Annotated in this window: 17 protein-coding genes and 2 rRNA genes; 12 read left to right on the top strand and 7 right to left on the bottom strand. The window is 38.0% G+C overall.

Features of this window, described 5'->3' with window-relative positions:
• Positions 1-21 precede the first annotated feature (21 nt).
• Positions 22-2823, top strand: a 23S ribosomal RNA gene (locus tag CYTFE_RS0114350).
• 77 nt (positions 2824-2900) lie between these two features.
• Positions 2901-3010, top strand: a 5S ribosomal RNA gene (gene rrf / locus CYTFE_RS0114345).
• A gap of 971 nt (positions 3011-3981) precedes the next feature.
• Here the strand turns inward: rrf and CYTFE_RS31975 are convergent.
• The 3 genes from CYTFE_RS31975 to CYTFE_RS26615 are packed head-to-tail and all read right to left on the bottom strand — an operon-like array spanning position 3982 to position 4571.
• Positions 3982-4074 (bottom strand): hypothetical protein, encoded by a 93-nt coding sequence (locus CYTFE_RS31975; protein ID WP_407689943.1) that lies wholly within the window; start codon positions 4072-4074, stop codon positions 3982-3984.
• Positions 4071-4256 carry a type II toxin-antitoxin system RelE family toxin gene (locus tag CYTFE_RS26620; RefSeq protein ID WP_200871250.1) on the bottom strand — a complete coding sequence of 62 codons (186 nt, stop codon included), beginning with the start codon at positions 4254-4256 and terminating at the stop codon, positions 4071-4073. The genes CYTFE_RS31975 and CYTFE_RS26620 overlap by 4 nt, the downstream gene beginning before the upstream one ends.
• A gap of 3 nt (positions 4257-4259) precedes the next feature.
• The gene (locus CYTFE_RS26615; protein WP_044212338.1) at positions 4260-4571 is read right to left on the bottom strand and encodes a hypothetical protein; all 312 of its coding nucleotides are present in this window, start codon (positions 4569-4571) and stop codon (positions 4260-4262) included.
• A gap of 537 nt (positions 4572-5108) precedes the next feature.
• Here CYTFE_RS26615 and CYTFE_RS31545 point away from each other — a divergent pair.
• From CYTFE_RS31545 to CYTFE_RS0114285, 8 genes are all read left to right on the top strand, one after another.
• A complete protein-coding gene (locus CYTFE_RS31545) occupies positions 5109-5429 on the top strand; it encodes a helix-turn-helix domain-containing protein (protein ID WP_081735999.1) in 321 nt (106 codons plus the stop codon).
• 508 nt (positions 5430-5937) lie between these two features.
• Positions 5938-6801 carry a protein-ADP-ribose hydrolase gene (locus CYTFE_RS0114315; RefSeq protein WP_044212340.1) on the top strand — a complete coding sequence of 288 codons (864 nt, stop codon included), beginning with the start codon at positions 5938-5940 and terminating at the stop codon, positions 6799-6801.
• An 894-nt stretch (positions 6802-7695) separates the two neighbouring features.
• Entirely contained in the window at positions 7696-9546 is a 1851-nt protein-coding gene (locus CYTFE_RS0114310; protein WP_044262826.1) for a hypothetical protein, read from the top strand.
• Positions 9547-9682: 136 nt separating this feature from the next.
• Entirely contained in the window at positions 9683-10453 is a 771-nt protein-coding gene (gene yaaA, locus CYTFE_RS0114305; protein WP_027472345.1) for a peroxide stress protein YaaA, read from the top strand.
• 103 nt (positions 10454-10556) lie between these two features.
• A complete protein-coding gene (locus tag CYTFE_RS0114300; protein WP_027472344.1) occupies positions 10557-11270 on the top strand; it encodes a hypothetical protein in 714 nt (237 codons plus the stop codon).
• Positions 11271-11512: 242 nt separating this feature from the next.
• Entirely contained in the window at positions 11513-12271 is a 759-nt protein-coding gene (locus CYTFE_RS26610) for a 5'-nucleotidase C-terminal domain-containing protein (protein WP_052343208.1), read from the top strand.
• A gap of 6 nt (positions 12272-12277) precedes the next feature.
• Positions 12278-13186, top strand: coding sequence for a bifunctional metallophosphatase/5'-nucleotidase (locus CYTFE_RS0114290; RefSeq protein ID WP_027472343.1), 909 nt, complete (start codon positions 12278-12280; stop codon positions 13184-13186).
• A gap of 207 nt (positions 13187-13393) precedes the next feature.
• Positions 13394-13960, top strand: a complete 567-nt coding sequence (locus tag CYTFE_RS0114285; protein ID WP_027472342.1) for a hypothetical protein — start codon at positions 13394-13396, stop codon at positions 13958-13960.
• A gap of 26 nt (positions 13961-13986) precedes the next feature.
• Here CYTFE_RS0114285 and CYTFE_RS0114280 read toward each other — a convergent pair whose 3' ends face one another.
• Complete coding sequence (locus CYTFE_RS0114280; RefSeq protein WP_027472341.1) at positions 13987-14448, bottom strand: Lrp/AsnC ligand binding domain-containing protein; 462 nt, start codon at positions 14446-14448, stop codon at positions 13987-13989.
• Positions 14449-14672: 224 nt separating this feature from the next.
• Positions 14673-15965, bottom strand: a complete 1293-nt coding sequence (locus tag CYTFE_RS26605; RefSeq protein ID WP_244880328.1) for a mechanosensitive ion channel family protein — start codon at positions 15963-15965, stop codon at positions 14673-14675.
• Positions 15966-16037: 72 nt separating this feature from the next.
• Here CYTFE_RS26605 and CYTFE_RS0114265 point away from each other — a divergent pair, with 72 nt between their 5' ends.
• The gene (locus CYTFE_RS0114265; RefSeq protein WP_027472340.1) at positions 16038-17312 is read left to right on the top strand and encodes a M64 family metallopeptidase; all 1275 of its coding nucleotides are present in this window, start codon (positions 16038-16040) and stop codon (positions 17310-17312) included.
• Positions 17313-17340: 28 nt separating this feature from the next.
• Entirely contained in the window at positions 17341-18336 is a 996-nt protein-coding gene (locus tag CYTFE_RS0114260; protein ID WP_027472339.1) for an aldo/keto reductase, read from the top strand.
• Between the two features lie 248 nt (positions 18337-18584).
• On the opposite strand, the gene CYTFE_RS26600 is transcribed toward CYTFE_RS0114260, so the two are convergent.
• On the bottom strand, positions 18585-21209 hold the full coding sequence (locus tag CYTFE_RS26600; protein ID WP_052343207.1) for a M1 family metallopeptidase: 2625 nt from the start codon (positions 21207-21209) through the stop codon (positions 18585-18587).
• Between the two features lie 199 nt (positions 21210-21408).
• Positions 21409-24024 carry a glycoside hydrolase family 3 C-terminal domain-containing protein gene (locus CYTFE_RS0114250; RefSeq protein ID WP_027472338.1) on the bottom strand — a complete coding sequence of 872 codons (2616 nt, stop codon included), beginning with the start codon at positions 24022-24024 and terminating at the stop codon, positions 21409-21411.
• Between the last annotated feature and the right edge of the window lie 45 nt (positions 24025-24069).

Raw genomic sequence — 24069 nt, 5'->3', positions numbered from 1 at the left:
GATCGTTAAGGATCAACCAACAAGAAAGTAAGCAAGGGCGCACGGTGGATGCCTAGGCTTTCAGAGGCGACGAAAGACGTGATAAGCTGCGATAAGCCACGGGGAGAAGCAAATATTTGTTGATCCGTGGATTTCTGAATGGGGCAACCCGTCCGGTTGATGACCGGTCACTCCGCAAGGAGGGCAAACCCAGGGAACTGAAACATCTAAGTACCTGGAGGAGAAGAAAATAATAATGATTCCCCTAGTAGCGGCGAGCGAACGGGGATTAGCCCAAACCTACAATGTTTAGGCATTGTAGGGGTTATAGGACCACAATATGAATATAAAATAGAAGTAGAACGTTTTGGAAAGAACGACCAAAGAAGGTGATAGTCCAGTACACGTAATATTTTATAGGATAGTGGTATCCTGAGTAGGTCGGGACACGTGAAATCCTGTCTGAATTTGCCGGGCCCATCCGGTAAGGCTAAATACTCCTGAAAGACCGATAGTGAACCAGTACCGTGAGGGAAAGGTGAAAAGTACCCCTAACAGGGGAGTGAAATAGTACCTGAAACCGTGCGCTTACAAGCGGTCGGAGCTGATTAATCAGTGACGGCGTGCCTTTTGCATAATGAGCCTACGAGTTAGTCGTAGTTGGCAAGGTTAAGGGCCTCAGTCCCGGAGCCGAAGCGAAAGCGAGTCTTAATAGGGCGAATAAGTCAGCTGCGCTAGACGCGAAACCAGGTGATCTACCCATGGTCAGGTTGAAGTTCCGGTAACACGGAATGGAGGACCGAACCGCCAGACGTTGAAAAGTCTTCGGATGAACTGTGGGTAGGGGTGAAAGGCCAATCAAACCTGGAAATAGCTCGTACTCCCCGAAATGCATTTAGGTGCAGCCTTGTTTTAGTTATACAGAGGTAGAGCTACTGATTGGACGAGAGGGCTTCACCGCCTATCAACTCCTGATAAACTCCGAATGCTGTATAATGATGAACAGGAGTGAGGGCATGGGTGCTAAGGTCCGTGTCCGAAAGGGAAAGAACCCAGACCATCAGCTAAGGTCCCCAAATATATGCTAAGTTGAACAAACGCGGTTTGATTGCAGAGACAGCTAGGATGTTGGCTTGGAAGCAGCCATTCATTTAAAGAGTGCGTAACAGCTCACTAGTCGAGCGATCGAGCATGGATAATAATCGGGCTATAAGCCATATTACCGAAGCTATGGATTGTTAATTTATTAACAGTGGTAGGGGAGCATTCCAATGACGCAGAAGCCGGATGGCGATAGTCCGGTGGAGTAATTAGGAAAAGCAAATGTAGGCATAAGTAACGATAATGCGGGCGAGAAACCCGCACGCCGAAAGACTCAGGTTTCCTGATCAACGCTAATCGGATCAGGGTTAGTCGGGACCTAACGCGAACCCGAAAGGGGTAGTGGATGGATAGCAGGTTAATATTCCTGCACTTCCTGTACAATAAAAGTGACGTATTGTTGAGACTGCTAGGTACTGACGGAATAGTACGTAGAGCCTAGGCTTCGGCCAAAGCGAAGCAGAGCAAACGGTACCGAGAAAAGCGAGTACAGGGACCCGTACCGTAAACGGACACACGTAGTTGGGTTGAGTATACTGAGGCGCTCGAGTGATTCATGGCTAAGGAACTCGGCAAATTAGCCCCGTAACTTCGGGAAAAGGGGCGCCAGTTTAGGCTGGCCGCAGAGAAATGGCGCATGCGACTGTTTATCAAAAACACATGGCTTTGCAAATTCGAAAGAAGAGGTATAAGGCCTGACACCTGCCCGGTGCTGGAAGGTTAAGAGGAGATGTTAGTTTCGACGAAGCATTGAATTGAAGCCCCAGTAAACGGCGGCCGTAACTATAACGGTCCTAAGGTAGCGAAATTCCTTGTCGGGTAAGTTCCGACCTGCACGAATGGTGTAACGATGTGCGCACTGTCTCGGCCATGAGCTCGGTGAAATTGTAGTATCGGTGAAGATGCCGATTACCCGCAACGGGACGGAAAGACCCCGTGAACCTTTACTGCAACTTAACATTGGTTGTGGGTAAGTAATGTGTAGGATAGGACGGAGGCTTTGAGGCTGCATCGCCAGGTGTAGTTTAGCCGCCCTTGAAATACGTCCCTTTGCTTATCTGTGGCCTAACGGATTAATCCGGACATTGTTTGGTGGGTAGTTTGACTGGGGTGGTCGCCTCCAAAAGAGTAACGGAGGCTTTCAAAGGTTTCCTCAGGACGATTGGTAACCGTCCGTGGAGTGTAATGGCACAAGGAAGCTTGACTGTGAGGCCGACAAGCCGACCAGGTACGAAAGTAGGACATAGTGATCCGGTGGTTCCGCATGGAAGGGCCATCGCTCAAAGGATAAAAGGTACTCCGGGGATAACAGGCTGATCGCTCCCAAGAGCTCATATCGACGGAGCGGTTTGGCACCTCGATGTCGGCTCGTCACATCCTGGGGCTGGAGAAGGTCCCAAGGGTTGGGCTGTTCGCCCATTAAAGTGGCACGCGAGCTGGGTTCAGAACGTCGTGAGACAGTTCGGTCCCTATCTGTTGTGGGCGTAGGATATTTGAGAAGACCTGACGTTAGTACGAGAGGACCGCGTTGGACATACCTCTGGTGCACCAGTTGTTCCGCCAGGAGCATCGCTGGGTAGCTATGTGTGGAAGGGATAAGTGCTGAAAGCATCTAAGCACGAAGCCTGCTTCAAGATGAGATATCCTTATTAGGGACGTTGTAGACTACGACGTTGATAGGCCGTAGGTGTAAAGGTGGTAACACCAAAGCCGAGCGGTACTAATTGCCCGAAACTTTTAGTTGGAGCATTAAGTGCCGAAATGTGATTTTGATTGTAGCCGATGTGACAATAAAAAAATATAAAGGAATATAATAATATTCAGGTGGTTATAGCGACGGGGCTCCACCTCTTCCCATTCCGAACAGAGAAGTTAAGCCCGTTAGCGCCGATGGTACTGCGTACAGTGGGAGAGTAGGTCGCCGCCCATCTTAAAAGAGAGCAATTGGATTTTATCCAGTTGCTCTTTTTTTTTTGCTTTATGGGTGTTGCAAGGCGCAAGACGCATGAGGTGGCGAGTTGTTATAGTTGGCGAGCTGGTAAAGATGTTAGCTTGTTAGGTTGGTGAGCTGGTAAAGTTGCGGAGTTGTTGAAGTTGTTATAGTTGTGTTTCTCATTTAATAAATATCTTCCATTAATGTACAAAGCTATCAATTAATGAACCGCAGGGCAGGCCAGAACAATAGCCCCGTGGCCGGCGCTGGCGAGAGAGCTATGAACCCGGAAAATGCATTAGAAAATCTATTACGCCTTAAAATGGCTTCAAAAGAAGTCACTTCGTTGCTTTTCTTCAACTCACCATAGCTGGTGCTATGTCTCGTCTCAGAAAAATCTTCTTTTATTGCCATTTCAATGCTCATGACGAAGTTCTAATACATCATTTGGGTTCGCTGATGCAGGGGAGGTAGTGATCTATTGTTCTAGACCTTCAACAAGAACCGCCTTTTTTGGCGGTTCTTGTTACCGTTTTTTTGGCAGCAAACAGCTTTTTTTTTAAAAACTTTGGTTTTCGAGCGATGGGATTGGTCGGTTTTTTAATATGCTGATTGTCAGTGTCGGCGTAGGTTGGGGAGCGTAAGCAATGCGGCTATTCTGCATAATACCTGTTATAAGGACAGCTTTGGTTTTTGTGGGTCAGCCTTTTTGAGAGGCTGAAATATAACTCGTATTATGTAACTTAGCTTGGGGTGATTTTTTCTGGCGTGTCTTTTTGTTTGTGGGTTGGGGCAGCCCTTTGACCACTTCCTAGCGTGGACAATGTGCTGCATGAGCGTTGGCACAAAAACTATGACGAAAAATAAAATAGAAGGGCTGGTGTAGCGGAATGGCAAAAAAGACCGTGCAAGCCTAGAGGAACGAGAAGCGGGGATTTTTTGCCCTGTGGGGTGTGATGGGTTGTGGGTTATTTATCGACGTAATGTCCTTTTGCAGAGATTACTTCTACCGTTACGATTTTATCATTAATTGAGTAAACAAGGCAGTTCTTTTTATCTATTCTTCTTGACCATTGCCCTGTCGGTTGCCTTTTAATTGTTCAACTTGTTCAGTTCCTGTCTTGGGATGCTCAATTAGTTCTACCAGAAGTTTCTCAATTTTATTGGTTACAGCTTTACCACCATTTTTTTTCAAATATGCAATATCCTTTTTCGCTTGTGTCGTAATATCTAAGGTGTACATATTTTATAAGCTATTCAGGAAGTTTTTAATATCATCAGTGGAAGTTAATCTAGCAGCAACCTCTTTGCTTTCAATTGCTTTCTTCACCTTTTCGACATTTCGTTTATCAGCCCAAAACATATCACCACTTGGGCTTACTTCGTAAGGGTTGCATCTAAACTCTTTTGGTATATCCATAAGCATATCATCATCACTTACAGGCACAAGTTTGTATGCACGATTTTTTCGTTTAACGATTATCTGCTCGTTATTATCTACCATTTCAAAGTATTTCTTTTGATGGTCGTGGAACTCACGGCTTGTTACTATCTTCATTTTTGTACATTTTAAATTGTGTACCACTTTAGGTACAAAGTTACTTAATTTTTTACGTTCATTTCCTTCATCTTGTTCTATTTTAATGGGTGATATTTCTCCAACTCCTTCTATAAATCCTCTAAATTATCAGTCCGGTATCTTTCTGTTAAAAGATATTCGTGCAATGGCAGTATTTGAAAGGGTTTTAAGTCTAATATTCTTTTGTTGGTTCTCTTTGTTGTAGGAATATATATTTTTCCTTTATCGGTGTTGCAAATGGGTAATCTCAAGCTTCTTTTCTGGTTTGCTTTTCTTCGTATAAATCTATACGGCAGCGGTATTTTAAGCCAGTTTCTAAATCTTGAGCATCAAGGCATACGACCATGCGGTCGAAGGTTTTGGGTAAAGATACTTTTATGATGTAGCAGGTAGTTTGAGTTTCTAATTGATCTTGTTTGGGGTGTTGGTATTTAACTGTTGAGACGCAAAATTTTGCGTCTGTACACTGCAGCAGCGAGGCTGCAGCTATTATGGCTTCGGTAATGATTAGGGTTTCTGTTTAGAACAGAAAAAGGTTTTTCGCAGGAAGCGTTTGCAAGAAAAATTGGTGTACATGTTACCAACCTCTCAAAATACGAAAGGAGCATTTCGATACCATCGTTGGAAATTGCTGAGAAAATGGCTGATACCTTGGAGATGTCTCTTGATGAACTTGTTTATGGGCAACAAAATGAAAAAGCCCGTGTCCGCATTGCTGACAACGAGCTTTTAAATCTTTTTAAGAAAACCCAAGATTTACCAGATGACCAAAAGAATACTGAAATTGTAACCTCTTTTTTTGAAAAGAATATCATTTTTTTAAACTTGAAATATTGAAAAAAGAGGATGTGTTTCTGGAAATTGCTAAAATGTTAGTATTTTCAGGATGTACAACAATACGCTCTAATGATCATGATAAAAAAATAACTATTCAAATTTTTTATGGCTACTAATTTCTTTCTATTTCATTAAAAAAAACCATCTGTTCGAACTTCACTCGAAGGTATTCGGTAAGGTCTTTGGTACATTCGTTACAGTGAAGGGGCATTCGTAAATGGGACATGAAAAGGTCGCAGTAATTATATTTTGTTTTAATGCAAAGGTTTTCAATTCGTTGATCAATTATTGTACAAATACCTTTATTAGTTATAATAAAATTTGAGAAATTTATTCCGCCAAATAAATTGATTTTCGAAGTAGAATATGTAATTTTCTTGCGCGACGATGTTTTTTAGCTAAATAAGTGAAAAATATTTATTCGGTCAGGTCTGGTAGAAACTAGGTTTCACTATTTGTTATTATTAATAACTCCGGAATTGAGTAAATTTTACAACCATATACAATAATGAAAAGTCTACACTTTACTGATTATGCTGATGAAATCCGTTTGTTTGAAGAATTTCGTGTAGATTCAGTTGAAGGAGCAAATAAAGAGGGAATCGTAAATGATTTATTAGAAGCTTTACATGAAATCGATAGTTTGCGCTTGAACTATGCAGAGAAACGCAAATTATTACATGCGAAGATAAATGTTTTGCGTCCGAATGCTTTTGGAATAGAGGCTGTTAAAAAGCTTGATCAACTTTTACAGATAGAATTAAACGAGAAAAGTATTACCGATGCGAACTCTCTCTTGAAAGACAGTGCCATCTCCGTTGGGAGTACGAAGATGGCCGTATGGCAAGGTGATATTTCTACTTTAAAAGCAGATGTCATTGTAAATGCGGCCAATGATCAATTGCTAGGTTGTTGTCAACCACTGCATATGTGTATTGATAATGTTATTCACACAGCAGCAGGTGTCCAATTACGCGATGATTGTAATATAATTATGCAAAAACAAGGTTTTTCCGAACCTACAGGGGAAGCTAAAATTACACGCGCCTATAACTTGCCGTCGAAATATGTTTTGCATACGGTTGGGCCTGTTGTAGTTGGACAAGTTAGTGATGAAAATAGAAACGATCTTGCTAAAGCTTATGTTTCTTGTTTAGAGGTTTGTAGAGAAATTTCTACCATCAAAAGCATTGCTTTTTGTTGTATTTCGACCGGCGTATTTGGCTATCCTGCAGAGCAAGCTGCGTTTGTCGCATTTAACACTGTTAAACACTGGCTCGAAAATCACCAAAGTAATTTAGATATAGTGGTTTTTAATGTCTTTCGTTCGGAAGATAAGGTAATTTATGAGTCGATTGTAAAATGTATGTGATTGATGTATTCTATACATACTGCTTATGGTGTTAAACACGATTTTGTATATCAGTAGTATATATTTTATTTGTTATTATTATTTTTATGATTTATAAAGCTGTTTGTACGGCTTTATATTTGTAAAAAAAACTACAGAACAATATAGCATTGAAAGAATTTCCTAAAGACATAAGATTTAAATATAATTGGGTAAGTTGACAATCCAAGGTATTTAATTGTTCGTAAAAATCTATTTCTTAAAGCAATCTCACAAAAAGATTATCACTCAGTTCCAGAGTTGATTGGGCGAAATAAAAAGAATGCTGAAGATCTGAAGCGAAAGTGGAATGAACTTGTTGGTGCTTGTGACTTAATATATACCAGAAGTATTGAGGGGAGAAAAATATTACTTCAATCCCGAATTGAATCTTTGTCTTTACAATTGGAAGAAAAGACGGAGCGGATTAATAAATGGAGATGATAGAGTAGGGTTGTGAGTTTTATTATGGCGGAAAAGGAAATAGTGTGGTTTTGATAACAACGGCTCAGTAAGTGCAATCTGTAATACTAAAGGTCAAGCTGGAAGTATCCAGTGGATGTAGGTATGCAAATAGGATATTGATTTTGAGGATTATTACTGCAGATATTCGTATTTCGTATGTGAATTTGTAGTATATTTTTTTATTTGCAGCACTTCAAGCAGATAGATTACCACTAGATAAGATGAACTACCTTATTTTATAAGGATAGAATTGTTTATGATTGCTTATTTATTAGATAGTTATGAAAAATAGTTGCCATCGATAATATATTTATTATTTTGAGAATGATATAAAAGTATGACTTTCCTTCCCTTTATAACTTTAACGAAATAAATGCGTATGTAATGACTGGACAAATAAACTAAACAAATATGAATAAATTATTATTAAGTGCATTTGTATTATCATTATGTACAGTGCTTATGGCGCAAAAGCCAGAGAAGAATAAAATTGAAGGATACTATAACAATATTCCAAAGCAGGTATTAAATGTGTCGGGCTGTAGCTTTGATTATACAACAGGGGTTTCTAAGACCTTTGATGAAAAAATGCCTGACAGAGAAGGTTTAAGTATTGATGGTTTTGGTAGTGGTGATGATATTAAAATAGTATTAACATCTGATGAGCCTGTTGTTACCGCTCGTGTTGCAGAGGAAACGAAAACTTCGGTAGATAATACACGTACAACCACTTACACTGCTTTAGTTGAAGCAAGAGCTAACACTAAAATTCTTTTCATTGATAAAAATAATCAGTTAATCGATTATTTCGATGTCATACCAGACTACAAATGGGTGGATAAGAGCAGTATTAGTAAATCGTCGTATGGCCTTGCTAAAGAAGATTTAAAACATATAGATACAAAATCTAATCGCAACGTTTGTAAATCGAATTATGTACGAATGGCTGTTGTAGCTGCCCAACAAAAGCTAAATGAGGATTATGGAAAGGGTGTTTTTTCAAAAAAGTTTAGAGTTTACACCATAAAAGCAAAGAAGTTTGATTACACTGACTTTAATGATGCTACCAATGCTTTTATTTCTGCTTTTAGCACAGCTGATATTAACACAGAGGCTAATAAGAAAGCCATTGATGATGCCATTGCTGTATGGCAAAACTACGAGTCTCAATACCTTGAGGGGAAGAAATCAAAGGTGTGCGATGTAAATATTGATGAGATATACATGAACCTTGCTGTTGGATATTTAGTAAAAGGTGATGGTGAAAATCTGAAAAAGTACTGGCAAAAATGCCTTGATTATAAAGGAAACCTTACGGCCGAGGGATATTTTAGAATGGTGGCTCCTCGTGTAATTGATAATTATGATTATTACCTAGCAAAGGGTAATAATGACCTAAGGCCTATTGATGATAGTAAGATTATTAGTGAAGTGGAAGCCTTTAATAATAAAGTGTTTTTACAAGGCATCTTTAGTGCATACTTAAGCTCAAAAACTAATCTTTTATACCCAGAAGAGCTATTTGCACCTAATAGCTTGTTTTTAGGAAAAGTAGAAAAAGAGATTCTTTATAAGCATGAAGACTTAAGTCAAAAACTAACTTGCACATATGGGTCTTTTGGTAAAATATCGAATGTAACGTTAAACACTAAGATGGCTCCGGAAGTTGATTCAGAGGGGCTATTGGCTAAATGCGATTTAGTGAAGGGTGATTCAATATTAAATTATAGATTTGTATATAATAACAATCGCATCGAAAGTATTCTGCTAAATAATAAAACCACTCTATTTAAGCTCCGCTATGACGATGAGGGATATATTTCGGGAATTTCGTATTATGGGATGTACAAAAGAGCTGTAACTTATGGTATTAATCGTCCGGATGAAACTGGAAAGATTGATATTAATCTAGCCTTAATCAATCGTTCAACTACGGATGTTCTAGAACGCCAAAAAGCATCTATTACTTTAGATGACAATGGGTTGATAAAAGATATTAGAATTGCACCTTATACAACTAAAAAAAGGGTACGTGTGCTTGAGAATGGCCGTATGGTCTATAAAACAATTAATGTAATGCCATTAAGTTCGCACGGTATTGAACATGATGAAAATGGTAATGTTACAAAGTTTACTTTTTACGATTTTGCTGATAACCCACAGGAAGTGAGTGTGACCAATGAAGTTGATGAACATGGTAATGCTATTAAAACATCGACTGATTTTAAGGAAATAAAGACTAGCTATACTTATCTTTTTTAAGATAGATGTGTAAAAATACAAAGGACGACATCAACGATGCTATGAACATGGTTGAGTGTTGTCCTTTTTTATTATAATTAACATGGTGGTATGGTTTAAACAATTTGCTTATTTTTGTGTTTTAAGCTCAAAAAATATGCAGATAGTTATTTCACCCGCCAAATCATTGGATTTTCAAAAAAGCTTCTCTTTTCAAGGGTATTCGGATTATAGGTTCTCCGATGAATCTATCGCCTTGATAAAAAAACTCAGTACATATAGTGTGGATAAATTGGCTGCGCTAATGAAGGTAAGTCAAAATTTAGCAGAACTTAACTATATGCGATTTAAAGAGTGGCATTATCCCTTTGATCCAAATGAGGGAAAACAGGCTTTGTTTGCATTTAAAGGGGATGTTTTTTTAGGTTTAGATGCATACTCTTTAGCCCATGAAGAGGTAGTGTATATTCAAAATAAGCTTCGTATTTTGTCTGGTCTTTATGGCTTATTACGTCCTTTGGACCTGATTCTTCCGTACAGATTAGAAATGGGGACCAAGCTTCCGATAGGCGGTAATAAGAATTTGTATGAATACTGGGGTAGTAAAATTACAGAATTGTTAAAAAATGATATGTTAGAGAATGGGTATAAAGTGTTGGTGAATTTGGCATCCAACGAATATTTTAAGTCTATTCAGGTTAAAGAATTAGATGTGCCCATCGTAACCCCTGTTTTTAAAGATTTAAAGAACGGTGAGTATAAAATGATTAGTTTCTATGCCAAAAAAGCACGAGGGATGATGGTGCGTTTTATTGTGCAGAACAGGATAGAAGATCCGGAAGAGTTGAAAGCATTTGACATGGAAGGGTATTATTATAATGCACAACTTTCCAAAGGAAATCAACCAGTATTCACCAGAGATCATTAAGGTGAAATAGGGGTATTTCAGATATACAGATGCTTTGTTGATTTATTGATTTTTTTATGTAACTTATTAGAAGTGAAAATAACCTAAATCAAAATGATCTATTATGACGAATTCTAAGATTACTGAGCGCTATGGAAACCTGCTTAAGGAAGAGCAGTTGGTAACGATGGATGAAAAGATAATGCCTAACACCTTTGTGTTGGAAGCTCCGGAGCCTTTTCCTGGATTTTTTAATTATTACAGTGAGTCGCCTATGGATTCGAAGCCTTTGTATATATATTTAGTGGTGGCTCAATTGTATACGCTGGAGCAGGTGACAAGGGCGAGGCAAAATATAAAGGCTTATTTTCCATCTGATTTTCATGCGGATGCAGGAACGGTTACTGTTTATAATAAAATGTATCACGTAATTAGAATACGTCATTTGCAGAAATACGACCAGATTAAAGATTTACAAACTGCTTTTATGGATGAAGGTATTGAATTCAAAAGGAAACCTTCAAAAAAAATAGGTGCTAAAGGTATTATTCGTTTAAAAAAGTTTTTTAGACTAAACGAAGTTGGTGACGGTTTATACCTGGATGAGGTTGAAAAGGATCATGGATATATCTGTTTGCCTAGATTTGTTAAGTGGGCAGAATTTGAAGAGTTAACACGGAAGGTAAAATACAATTGGTCTGGAAGTTTTTTTGATGCTGCGTTGGGGCATTTTCATCATAATTTTGAAATTGAAAATATGATAAGAATATATAATCCTAAGATAGACCTGGAATTATTGCATAAAGCCAAACAAAAATATCTGGAACAAATAAAGTAATCTATTTTAAAGCTCCGGATGGAGCTTTTTTTGAATTTGTTCGATGTTACTTTTTGCTTTTGTTAACAAGTTAATAACCATGGCTTATCGATATTGCAAGGTTTTAAGCTTATCTTTGAAGAAGTTTATACCATTAAAATAAATTTAAATATATGAAACGAGCCATGAGAGTGATCTCTCACACAGGTGAATGATTATCACGGTGAGTTCCATATGACCATTAAGAAACAAATTATAAACATATGAAATTGCATATTTTATGCGTTGCTTTGCTGTCATTATTTTGCTTTACTTTTTGCAAGCAAGCGTATACGGTAAAAGAGTATGGTGGTACGAATATCACTATTGACTCAAATTTTACTCCAGATAGTGTTATGAGTTCTATAATTGCTCCTTATAAAAAGGGTATTGATGCGAAGATGGATAGTGTAATAGGAGTAAGTGAAAAAGACTTGTTAGCTCATAAGCCAGAGAGTGAATTGTCGAATTTTGTTTCGGATGTGATTCAACAAAAAGCCAGAGAGTTTCTTGTTCTACATAATGCAGATTCGTTAAGATTAATGACTTTAATGAATATTAAAGGAATAAGGGCTCCTATTCCTCGTGGAGAAGTTACTGTTAGGAATATTTTTGAACTGATGCCCTTTGAAAATGAAATAGTGATTTTAAAGCTTCGGGGTGATAGTATTAAGTCTTTGTTTGACTTTTTGGGTAAAACGAATGGTGATGGTATTGCCGGAGCTTCAGTGGTGTATGAGAATCATGAAGTCGTCCAGTTGATGATAGGGGGTGAGATTGTTCGTGATAGTCATAATTATTTCTTGGCTACGTCTGATTATTTGGCCAATGGAGGTGATCATTATGGTATGATAATGAGGCCTTTATTTATGCAGGCTATCGGGTCAAAGTTAAGGGAGGCCATTATTGAGAGCATACAAGAGCTCCACAGTAGGGACAAAAAAATAAAGGCAAAAATTCAGGGCAGAATTATTTTCAACTAGAAGATTATGGACAAAGAAAGAAGACGGCTTTTAAAGGCTTTAACCTTGGGATCGCTTGCGGGAGTAGTTGGTTTACCGGCTTGCTCTATGGGTGGGGGTGCAGTTAAAATTACTATTTTGCATACGAATGATGTACATAGTCATATAAATCCCTTCCCCGAAAATCATTCGAAATATGCCGGTAAAGGTGGGTATGCCAGACGGTTTGCCTTGGTAAAGCATGTGCGTGCTCAGGAGGAGCATGTTTTATTATTGGACTCTGGTGATATTTTTCAAGGCACGCCGTATTTTAATTTTTATAAAGGAGAACTTGATATAAAATTAATGGGAGATATGGGATATGATGCTAGTACCATAGGTAACCATGAATTTGATAATGGGATAGAGGACTTGGCTTCTCAAATACGAAAATCAAAATTTCCTTTTATATGTAGTAATTATGACGTGGAAAACTCAGCCTTGAAAGGACTGACACTTCCGTATAGGATAATTGAAAAAGGACCCATTAAAATTGGGATTATTGGTTTGGGGATCGAACTGAAGGGGCTAGTTACATCTCTGAATTACAAAGGGGTGGAATATAAAGATCCTATACGAGAAGGGGATAAGCTGGCCGGATTCCTAAAAAATGACAAAAAGTGTAATATGGTGGTCGCACTGTCGCATCTGGGGTATGAGTACAAGGAAGATAAAGTAGATGATGTGGAAGTGGCAAAAAATACAAGGTACATTGATGTGATATTAGGTGGACATACCCATACTTTTTTAAAAAATCCGACTCTCGTGCAAAATATCAATGAGGAAAATGTTGTCATTAATCAAACCGGATGGGGTGGTATTAATTTGGGACGTCTCGACTTTGTTTTTGATCATGAAAAGCAAGCGAAACAATTGGCCTATCATAGTCAATTGTAATAGCGTAAAGTATGAGATGAAAAAAGTAATAAGGGTGGTGCAGTTACCGATATTGTATTTGTTGATGCAGAAGTATGGGGCACGTTTTATGGAAGGCTTTAAAATTAATGCAAGGCATGAAGTCCGCCATGAATAAGTCTGTTTTATGCATCTAAAAGATGGAGGTGATGCCTTCCAGATGACCATTGAAAGACAAATTATAAACATATGAAAATTCCAATTGTAGATTTAAATCTTGTTAATGTTAAGGAACTCAAAGCTCAAAATGAATGGAGTGATCATTTTAAATTAGTGGTTTGGCCGCGTATTTTATTTTGGCTAGGCCTTAAAGAGTTGTTTGTTGATCATAAGCAGCTGGATTGGAAGATTCATTTTACTCCTGATAATATGCATAATAATTTTATTTCGATGCATATTGTGGATGAAAAAGAGGTTTTTAATTTTTATTTTCAGGTTCCGCTGGTTGAGAGATTGTCTTTTAACCTTTATTTGGGAGATAACACATATAACTTTTTTGAAATTCACCCAGCCTTGATAGCAAAGGGAGTCATAAAAAAAGAGGAAATAGAAATCGGAGCTACTAGTAATATTTTACCTCATCTTGTATTGTCTACTTCCAATAGTAAATATGATAAAAGAATATTGTGGGATATTGATGAAGACAATTATTGTAAGTTGGTAAAATATGATCCGATCATAAATTTGTTAAATGCTAACTTTATTAGATTTATACCTCCACTCAAAAAGATCATTGATAATGAGTGGAAGTTATAAATTAGCTGTCTTAGTTCCTATTCATATTATTCAATAGGTAATTGTCTTTTAAATGTTTCTTCAAGAGAAATAATGGTTTCGGTAGACGAGATGCCTGTAATGGCTTGTAACTTATCGTGCAACATGCGTTTTAGATCCTCGTTATTTTTAGCATAAATTTTAATGAAAATAGCATATGAACCTGTTGTATAGTGGCATTCTGTAATCTGTGGAATGTCGTGTAGCATCTCTACTACCTTATTGAATAGGCTCGCTTTTTTTAGAAAGATACCCATAAACGCACAGGTGTGATAGCCTATCTTGGCTGGATTTACTATAAATTCAGATCCTTTGATCACCTCTAAGTTCATCAAGCGCTGTATGCGTTGGTGGATAGCTGCACCCGATACCTTACATTCTCTTGCTACTTCCAAAAAAGGAATACGTGCATTTTTGGTGATAAGAGATAATATCTTTTTGTCTAAACTATCAATTTGTTGGTTGTCCATGATTGATGTGATGGTTATGATTTGTAATTATTTGTGTGGTTTTGCTGATAAATCCGCACAAAAATATAAAATCAGTACCTAATATTCAATAATATTTGTCATTTTTATTCAAATATTAATCTATATTCCTAAATGTGACTAATGAATTATAAGCTGATTTTTCATAAGTCGCCCATATTATTTGTAAAAATGATGCAATATCCCTGATATTCAGAAATAAACTTCTATTCTTCAAATATTTGTTGATTTGAAACTTCTTCTGTCGGAAACTGAAATACACGTAAGTAAAATTCGGGAATAACAGCCAATATGTGATCAAAGATATCTGCCTGAATAGATTCGTAGTTTGCCCATTCTTGGTCCTTACTAAAAACATAAATCTCTATGGGTAGTCCTTTTTCGGTGGGTTGAAGGTGCCTTACCAAAAAGGTCATGTTATTGTGTATTTTGGGGTGGTGAGTGAGATAGCTTTCCAGGTATTTTCTAAAAACACCAAGGTTGGTCAAGTTTCTGCCATTGATGGCTGATGATTCGTCAATGTCAAATTGTTTGTTGTATTCTTCCAATTCGCTTAGTTTGCCTTGGATGTATTCTTGTAAGAATTTTACTTTCTTAAATTTTTTGATCATATGAGGTGTGCAAAAACTGACCGATTTCATATCGATGTTGATGGAGCGTTTTATTCGCCTGCCACCTGACTCTTCCATGCCTTTCCAGTTTGTAAAGCTCTCACTTACCAGTGCATATGTTGGAACCGTGGAAATGGTTTTGTCCCAGTTTTGAATTTTTACGGTGTTGAGGGTGATTTCCAATACTGTTCCGTCAGCGTTCCGTGAAGGCATGACAATCCAGTCGCCTGGCTTTACCATATTGTTGGCCGACAGTTGAATACTAGCCACAAAACCAAGGATGGTGTCTTTGAATACCAATATTAAAACAGCAGCGATGGCTCCCAAACCAGTAAAAACAACTGTTAGCTTTACATTAAAAATGATGGATATAATGGTGAGAATACCAATCAATGTAAATACCAGCTGTACACCCTGGACGTATCCTTTAATGGGCTTGTCTTTGCTGTAGGGTTGGGAATTGTAAATGTCTTGGGTAGCTTTTAAAAATGAGTCTATCATTAGTAAAACTACTATTATAAAGTAGGATGAGACTACATTATGGAGTATGGTATATATTTGAGGATATGGTTTGAAAAGTAAGTCCGTAAAACCATAGATGACAAATGCAGGAACCAGAAGGGCTGTTCTTTTGATTAATTTACGTTTTACAAAAAAATCATCGTATTTTGATTTTGTTTTCTCCATTAACCGTTCAACAGCATGGACCAGGTATTTTTTTGCAAAAAAATGAGCTAGTTTTGCCAATGTAATGGCCAGGATGACTAAGGTAAAGATTGTTAAGTAATTGATAAGCTCCTCGTTAAGTCCGGTGCGTTGCATTAGCTTGTCTAAGGATGATGTTAAGTTTTGGGCGTCATCCTGTGCTTTGTTGATGATATTTGACATGGATTATTATTTTTAAATTCTATTATTCGTACCTTGTAAATCTTACAAAAATAAAAGTAAAATCGTTCCTACATGAAACAGTCCGTAATAATTCTTCTATTTTTTTTTCTTTTATGTTTAAATGTTTATTCTCAGTACCAGCATTATTTCGACCAAGGAAGTTTAAGGATAGATTTTGTGTTAAGTGGTGGTGCGGCTGATACCCATGTTTCGCTTTATGAATTAAAAAAGGAACCACATTTTGGTGGGTCGTTGCAAAAAACGATTGACCCATTTGATTATGGACAGTTTAGGGTGGTTGTTAAAGATGTTGCAAGTAATATTGTCATTTTCACACGTGGTTTTTGCACCCTATTTGAAGAGTGGCAGACGAGTCAGGAGGCAGAAGTGTTGGAAAAGAGTTTTTTCAATACATTAACCATACCGTGTCCCAAAAATAATATTTTGCTTTCTATCGAGCAAAGAGACCGAAACGGCGCCTTTGTTAAGTTGTTTAGTGGAGAATTTAATCCGCAGGATTACAGTGTTTCTAAATCGCAGCTAAAGCATGTTGATACCCATAAGTTGATAGATAATGGGTCGACCGATGCGTGTGTGGATATTGTATTTGTTGGAGATGGCTATACAAAACGAGAAATGAAAAAGTTTCATAGGGATGTGCGTAAAATGAGTGATTATTTGCTCACTCAAGGCCCCTTTCATAAATATCAGAAGAAATTTAATATTTGGGTGGTGGATGCAATTTCTGAAGAGTCCGGAGTCTCTGACCCTCGTAAAGATATCTGGAAGGATACAGCCTTGAAATCGAGTTTTAATACGCTTAATTCCGATCGTTATTTGGCTAGTACATCTGTTTTTATAATTAGAGATTACGCTGCTTTAGTGCCTTATGATCAGATTTGTGTGATTGCCAATACGGATAAGTATGGAGGCGGTGGTATCTTTAATCATTTTTCTTTGTCATCTGTGGATAATGAGCGATCTTTAACCGTTTTTGTTCATGAGTTCGGTCATGCTTTTGCAGGTTTGGGTGATGAGTATTATACATCGGATGTGAGTTATAGTGATTATTTTAACCAGTCTATTGAGCCATGGCAGCCGAATTTAACGACTTTAATAGATTTTGATGGTAAATGGAAGGATATGGTGGATAAAAACATTCCTGTGCCTACGCCTGCTGAGGAAAGATATTTTAATCAAGTAGGTGTTTTTGAAGGAGGAGGTTATGTGGCCAAGGGAGTTTATCGTCCGGCTTACGATTGTCGTATGAAATCGAATGAAGCCCCAGAGTTTTGTGCTGTATGCCAACGTGCAATTGAAAAAATGATATTATTTTTAACTGATTAATATTTTATAGACTAAAAAATAGAAAGAGATGCAACATCAGGCAAGAAAAACAAGATATGACCAAATGTGTTATCAGCGATGTGGTAGAAGTGGAATTAAATTGCCGGCCATATCTCTGGGTTTATGGCACAACTTTGGATCTGTGGATGTTTTTGAGAATGGGAAAGCCATTATTTTTGAGGCTTTTGATAAAGGGATTACCCACTTTGATTTGGCCAATAATTACGGGCCTGAACCAGGAAGTGCAGAAGAGAATTTCGGAAAAATAGCTCATCAGCATTTAAAGGCCTATCGCGACGAAATGCTGATATCGACCAAAGCAGGGTATTATATGTGGCCTGGTCCTTATGGAGAATGGGGCTCACGTAAGAATTTAATTTCTAGTTTGGATCAAAGTCTAAAGCGGATGCGCTTGGATTATGTGGACATATTCTATTCGCATCGTTTTGATCCGGATACTCCCCTGGAAGAAACCATGATGGCTCTGGATCATGTTGTAAGACAGGGAAAAGCCTTGTATGCTGGTATCTCGAATTATCCGGCAGATAAAACGCGCGAGGCCGAGTCTATTCTGCGTGAACTGGGTACTCCTTGTCTAATTCATCAGGCACGTTATAGTATGTTTAACCGATGGGTGGAAGATGAGCTGTTGGATGTGGTTGATAAACGGGGTGTTGGATTAATCGCATTTTCGCCTTTGGCGCAAGGCTTATTGACCAATAAATACCTAAAGGGTATACCGGAAGGTTCAAGGATGATGCGAAATCATTTTTTAAAAGAAGAGCATTTGACTGCCGAAAAGTTGGAGGTGATCAGTAAACTCAATGAACTGGCGCTGGATCGCGGGCAGTCACTTGCACAGATGGCCATAGCTTGGTTGCTGAAAGATCCAAGGGTAAGCTCGGTGTTGGTTGGAGCTAGTTCTGTGCGCCAGCTGAATGATAGTCTGGAAAGTCTGAGAAATAGAGCATTCACCAGGGATGAATTGGATAGGATTGAAGGAATATTGAAAGCAATTGAGTAGTACGTTTTATCTTTTGAGCACAAAGACCATTGTAGTAGGCTTGTTCTAGGATGTGCTACAGTGGTCTAGGTGCTTGAGTGTTTTATTGGATCACACACAAAAGTTGGGTCTGTTAAAAAAGTGTTTATTTAGCTGTTAAATAGAAACGGATAAAATAAATTGTGAAAGAAGAACTATCATCGGAGCTACCGGCGGCTCTATTTTTACCAGAAGGGATATTAAGTTGGTGAGTTGTTAAGGTGGCGAGTTCAGAGGTTTGGTGTTTGAAGATAAGGGTGTAGGTATTTTTCTTTGATTAAATGGCTTCTTTTTACCATATCTGCTGATTGTAATATTTTACGTTTTAGATCGTCAGGATATCCTGGGTTATCTTTAAAAAAATAATCGATGATTTCCATGGCCTCAAAAGATCCATAGCCCCCCAAGGTATTATTTAGCCAGCCAATGGGGAAAAATATATCGCCAGTTTGTTGTATGGAGGATGTTAATTCCAGTGCCTGTTCTACATATTTTAGCGAGTGTTCGTTTCGGTAAGGGTGATGTAAAAAGGAGAGTGCGGTTAGTACCCAATTTTCTTTTTTTCTGTTTTCCTTGTATTGTAGGTTCTCAACAAATCTATCTAAATCTGTTTCGTTGGGTGAGAATACTGGACTTACAAATAGAAGTTTGTTCTTTATCTCTTCATTTTTTAGTTGGTTTGCAAAAGAAATAACAAAGTGTTGATCTATTGTTTCGTCTTTGAGAGCGAGGTGCAGTACTGCTTGACTTAAGTCTCTGTCGGAGAGTGTGAAATTATATATTTCTGCCTTTTCAATAACTTGTTTAAGTTTCTGAAGACCAGTATGGCTCGTCACTATTTGTGTCCAGGTGTTAAAAAGCAATTTTTGGATGCTGCTGATTTTACTGATGGAGAATCGTTTGAGTAGTGTTTCTTCCATTTTTTTTGCATATTTCAATCTTGTGCTTTGGGTGGTGAAACGCCAGAATACATCTATGAGTTGCGAACAAGCTAAGTTTAATACCTGTTCATTGTGTTCATTGACTACGATGGTTTGTAACATATTCAAATATGCGGAAGGTGCTATTTCTCCGTGTAAAAAGTTCTCATAAAGTTGAATTAACATGGCGCCTCTGGTTAATTCATCATCCCAACTGTTTATATGCATAGTGGCATAGGTTAAGGAGTTTTTATCCATTAAAAATAAGCCATAGCCGCTTTCATTGATAGTAGGAAGTATGTACTCTGGTTTCTGAAGAACTTCTTCGATGCTTGTTTTTGCTGATAGTAATTCTACTTCTTCATTTGTTTCTTTTGAGTCATTGATTCTGCAGTATTTGATTCGTTGTGCCCATATTTTACTGGTGTCTCCATATTCGGGTTGTTGTTTTATGACCAGTTGGTCATCCTCAAAATGGAAGCGAATGATCGGGCGACCGGTCTCGTGGATCCATGTATTGCTCCATAGTTGCAGGTCATATTCCGAAAAGTCATTTAAAATCTCGATTAGATGAGTCCATGTGGCATTGCCATAGCTATATTTTTTTAGATATTGACTAAGTCCATTACGAAGTTGTTCTTTGCCAGTTAGGTGCTCTAATTGATGCATCATAATAGGCGCCTTATGGTAAATGATATTTCCGTACATGGAACCGGCATCTTTCAGATTTGTGAGTCTTTGTTGTATGGGGTTGGCGCCTCTGCTCCGGTCAACGGAGTAGGATGCCGGAAAGTGATTTGTTAAAAAGGTAAGTTGATGATTTAACTGAGGAAATTGTTCTTCTACAATTTTATCGGCCATAAAATTAGCAAAGACCTCTTTCTGCCAAACCCCACTAAACCATTTCATGGTCACTAAATCACCGAACCACATATGTGCCGTTTCATGAGCTAGAAGTTGGGCCCTGCGTAATAATTGTTGTTGTGTTGGTTTTTTGCTTAGAAAAAGCAGGTCGGAGCGATAGTAAATAGCTCCCGGATGTTCCATACCTGCAAATTGAAAAGAAGGGATGCAAACTAAATCATATTTAGAGAATGGAAAATCTACCTCCGTATAGTCTTCAAGCCAATTGATAGAATGGAAAACTTGGTCGAAGATGGCAGGTGTATTTCTCAATATCTGAGCGCTATCTTTTTCCATATGGTAGATGCTAATCTCCCTTCCATTTCTTTTTTGTGTTATTTTCTGGTATGCTCCCACAGTAAAAGCCCAAAGGTAGGTGCTGATGGGGTGGGAGCTCGCATACCTGACCAGCTTTCTGTTGTGAGATATTTCTTCCATGTATTCTTGCTGGCCATTGGTTATGGCGGTTAATTGTTGAGGCATACTGATTACATAGGTGATGCTCGCCTTTAAGTCTGGTTGGTCGAAACAGGGAATGGTGGTTCGGGCCTTGGCTGGAACAAAAAGAGAATATAGATATTGATCATTTCTATGGAGTGCTTCGTCGCCTAGTATGTAGCTTATTTCTATCTCGTTTTCTCCTTTTTTTAAGAAGCGTGGAGGGATGACTAAATGCTCGTTTTCGAGACTGTAAAATGCTTTGTTATCATTTACCAATACTTCTTTTATCTTTTGCGGGCTGCTTACAAAATCGAATATCAGTGGTGTTTTGATGCTTTTTTTGTGTAATGAGATGATCGATTTACCTTCGATTTTACCTTCTATGGAATCGGGAATAGTCAGTTCTAGCTGATATTTTATATGGGAGATGTCGTTGAATCGTTGTTTTGCCAAGTCGATGGATACGCCTGGTTCTATGGATATTTGTTCTGCCTGCTGACAGGCATATAGCATGAGGAAGGCTGGGATCAGTAGAGCGATGAACTTATTCATAATGGATGCATTGGGCTTTAACAAACGTAGTTGAAGCATGAAATTAATTATTTTCTAACAAATGCAAAATACTAATATTTTTCTAACCTGTGCTATTTGCATATTTTTTCTGGTGTTTATAATCAAGATGTTTTGCCTTTTCTCTTTGTTTTTTAGTTTCTCATTACAATAATTCAGTAATCAATCAGGTTAGTGGCTGTAATTATTTGTGATTACAGCCACTGGAATAGCTTTGTGATTATTGGTTCATTGATGACCGATGTATCTTTTCAATCACAAAGGGCTTTTTATCGCCCGGAGGGATAATTTGTATGGATGCATGTTTTATCTTTCCTTTTAAGGTTTTAATTTTAAGACGTACTGGAGTGCCATATTCTGGAGGAATTGGAATCTTAATAGGCAATTTTCTTTTCCCATCTAGTTTATAAGTGTTTATCTTAAGGCCTTCCATGGATGTTTCTAATACTGCATCTTTCGAAGCATACTTAAAATGTAGTTCTGCATCCCAAGTGTTTACATAAAACCCTGGGTCTGTGAATAGGATTTCGTATTCTATCCATTTATACGAAACATTATCTGTGTTTTTTGTTTTGTGATCATCAACAATATTATTTTCATAAATGTGATCCCATTTTTTTGTGCGGTTTTTATCATTGGCATTAAAATATCCACTTTTTTCACCAACCCTCACTTCAGGAATATCTCCTCCTGTCAGCTCAATTGCTTTTACAGCCACAATATTCTCACTGGATTGACCTATCATAATTTCAAACGTACCGGATTCCACCTTGAATTTATGAGTGTTTTTATCGTAATGAGAAAATGCTTCGTATGGTAGTTTAATAGAAACGGATTTACTTTTACCAGCAGGAATATGTACACGTTTAAATCCTTTTAGTGCTTTCGTAGGTGCGATTCTATTTGTCTTCACATCTCGTACATACACCTGTACTATTTCATCACCATCCATTTTACCTATATTCAAAACTTCCATATTTACCATCACATCGTCCATTTCTTTCATGTGACTTTTACTTAATTTGACATTCTCAATTTTGAATTTGGTATAACTTAAACCATAGCCGAATGGATATAGTGGTTTAGTGGTTGAATACATGTATGTCCGACTTATCTCAGGACCGTAATCATCTTTCCACCTTCGTATGTTGTAATCGTGCATATGAGGCAGGTTATTTGCCGATTTTACCCATGTGGCAGTTAGTTTTCCACCTGGATTAACCTCTCCGTAGAGTACATGGGCTAAAGCCGTACCTTGTTCCTGCCCATTGGGCCATGCACAAATAATTCCAGGGATATTTTCTTGTTCCCATGTGAGATTTGTTGGTCCGCTGGGAACAAGCACCAGAATAATATTTTTATTGACGGCTTGTACTGCTTTTATGAGCTGATGTTGCTTTCCTGGTAATTTTAAGTTCTTTCTATCTACATTTTCTGTAGCAGTTGATTCATCGTTACCTACAACCAGAATTACATAATCGGACTTTTTAGCTAAAGCAATAGCTTCGTTTATTTTGTCATCATCAGAGATATCGCCTTTAACCGTACACCCTTCTGCAAAGCTAACTTCGCCTTTGGCACTTTTTATGATTCCATCCAATGGGGATATTTTACTTTGAGGATTACCGGAGTATATACCCAACCAGCAGCGGTTAGCAAACGGGCCAATAACAGCTAAGTGTTCAATGTCTTTGCTAAGAGGTAGGACCTCATTGTTTTTTAAAAGAACAATCGATTGCTCGGCTGCTTTAAGTGCGAGTTTTTTGTGTGTTTCGCACTCTAATACCGACGCCGGAATCTTTGAATAAGGGTTAAGCGTAGCATCATCAAAATCGCCCGTCATAAAGCGAAGTCTTAATAATCGTCTGACTGATACGTCCAATTCATTTTCACTCAGTAGTCCCTTCTCGATGGCAGGCTTTAATGCTTGTACCATTGGTGCGGGTTTCGTTTTGTGTCTGAAACATTCTTGATCCAATCCTGCTCTTATGGCCATTGCAGCTGCCTCTTCTTGCGTTTGTGCAAAATGCATACGTTTTTCAATTCCCTGTACTGCTGCCCAATCTGCAATTACATAACCTTTGAAGCCCCATTGTTTACGCAATACACCATTGATTAACCAATCGTTGGCAGAGCATGGGACTCCATTTAATCCGTTTAAGGCAGTCATTACGCCTGTGGCTTCTTCGTCTACAATACATGTTTTGTATGCTGGGAAATAATATTCGTACAAATCCTCAGGGCCGATAAGAGAGTGGCTATATTCTCTTCTTTTGTCTACATTGTTTGCAACAAAGTGTTTTACTGTGGTAACAGTCTTGGTATACTTAGGATCATTTCCTTGCATACCTCTAATGTACATGCGAGCCATTTCAGACATTAAGAATGGGTCTTCGCTGTAACACTCTTCGTTACGTCCCCACCTTGGGTCGCGTGCCATGTTAACTGTAGGTGAAAACATCATTACTTCCTTTCTTCCCATGTTTTTTAAGGCTCTTGCTTCGTTAGAAATGGCAGTGGCCACATCGAACATTAAATCAGGATTCCAAGTGGAGCCCATGGCTATGTTTTGAGGAAATTGGGTGCAGTTCCAGTCGATAATGCCATGTAATGCTTCTCCGTACCAAACGAAATCAGGAATGCCTAACCGATCAATACCTGGTATTACGGAACCGCAGTAACTAATTTTTTCATCTAATGTCATCCTTGATAACAAATCATCAACACGCTTGTCAATAGGGGCGTCTGGATTTCTCCAGGTTTGACTATAGGTTGTATTTCCTATTGTTAGGCATAGAAAAAATAGCAATGTGGAAATTTTCATTTGTTGCTTCATGATAATATCTTGAGTTAATAATAGTTTTTTGTATCCAGTTTTTAT

Source organism: Saccharicrinis fermentans DSM 9555 = JCM 21142 (assembly GCF_000517085.1).
Classification (GTDB): Bacteria; Bacteroidota; Bacteroidia; order Bacteroidales; family Marinilabiliaceae; genus Saccharicrinis; species Saccharicrinis fermentans.
The sequence above is the reverse complement of the archived record's forward strand: the minus strand, read 5'-3'. Positions and strand labels throughout refer to the sequence as shown.

What these genes read in the sequence shown, in the direction of transcription:
- yaaA (WP_027472345.1), top strand. Translation starts at nt 9,683, where the DNA reads ATGCAGATAGTTATTTCACCCGCCAAATCATTGGATTTTCAAAAAAGC.
- CYTFE_RS0114300 (WP_027472344.1), top strand. Translation starts at nt 10,557, where the DNA reads ATGACGAATTCTAAGATTACTGAGCGCTATGGAAACCTGCTTAAGGAA.
- CYTFE_RS26600 (WP_052343207.1), bottom strand. Translation starts at nt 21,209, where the DNA reads ATGCTTCAACTACGTTTGTTAAAGCCCAATGCATCCATTATGAATAAG.
- CYTFE_RS26615 (WP_044212338.1), bottom strand. Translation starts at nt 4,571, where the DNA reads ATGAAGATAGTAACAAGCCGTGAGTTCCACGACCATCAAAAGAAATAC.
- CYTFE_RS0114265 (WP_027472340.1), top strand. Translation starts at nt 16,038, where the DNA reads ATGAAACAGTCCGTAATAATTCTTCTATTTTTTTTTCTTTTATGTTTA.
- CYTFE_RS26605 (WP_244880328.1), bottom strand. Translation starts at nt 15,965, where the DNA reads ATGTCAAATATCATCAACAAAGCACAGGATGACGCCCAAAACTTAACA.
- CYTFE_RS0114310 (WP_044262826.1), top strand. Translation starts at nt 7,696, where the DNA reads ATGAATAAATTATTATTAAGTGCATTTGTATTATCATTATGTACAGTG.
- CYTFE_RS0114250 (WP_027472338.1), bottom strand. Translation starts at nt 24,024, where the DNA reads ATGAAGCAACAAATGAAAATTTCCACATTGCTATTTTTTCTATGCCTA.
- CYTFE_RS26620 (WP_200871250.1), bottom strand. Translation starts at nt 4,256, where the DNA reads ATGTACACCTTAGATATTACGACACAAGCGAAAAAGGATATTGCATAT.
- CYTFE_RS0114280 (WP_027472341.1), bottom strand. Translation starts at nt 14,448, where the DNA reads ATGGACAACCAACAAATTGATAGTTTAGACAAAAAGATATTATCTCTT.
- CYTFE_RS0114315 (WP_044212340.1), top strand. Translation starts at nt 5,938, where the DNA reads ATGAAAAGTCTACACTTTACTGATTATGCTGATGAAATCCGTTTGTTT.
- CYTFE_RS0114290 (WP_027472343.1), top strand. Translation starts at nt 12,278, where the DNA reads ATGGACAAAGAAAGAAGACGGCTTTTAAAGGCTTTAACCTTGGGATCG.
- CYTFE_RS0114260 (WP_027472339.1), top strand. Translation starts at nt 17,341, where the DNA reads ATGCAACATCAGGCAAGAAAAACAAGATATGACCAAATGTGTTATCAG.
- CYTFE_RS0114285 (WP_027472342.1), top strand. Translation starts at nt 13,394, where the DNA reads ATGAAAATTCCAATTGTAGATTTAAATCTTGTTAATGTTAAGGAACTC.
- CYTFE_RS26610 (WP_052343208.1), top strand. Translation starts at nt 11,513, where the DNA reads ATGAAATTGCATATTTTATGCGTTGCTTTGCTGTCATTATTTTGCTTT.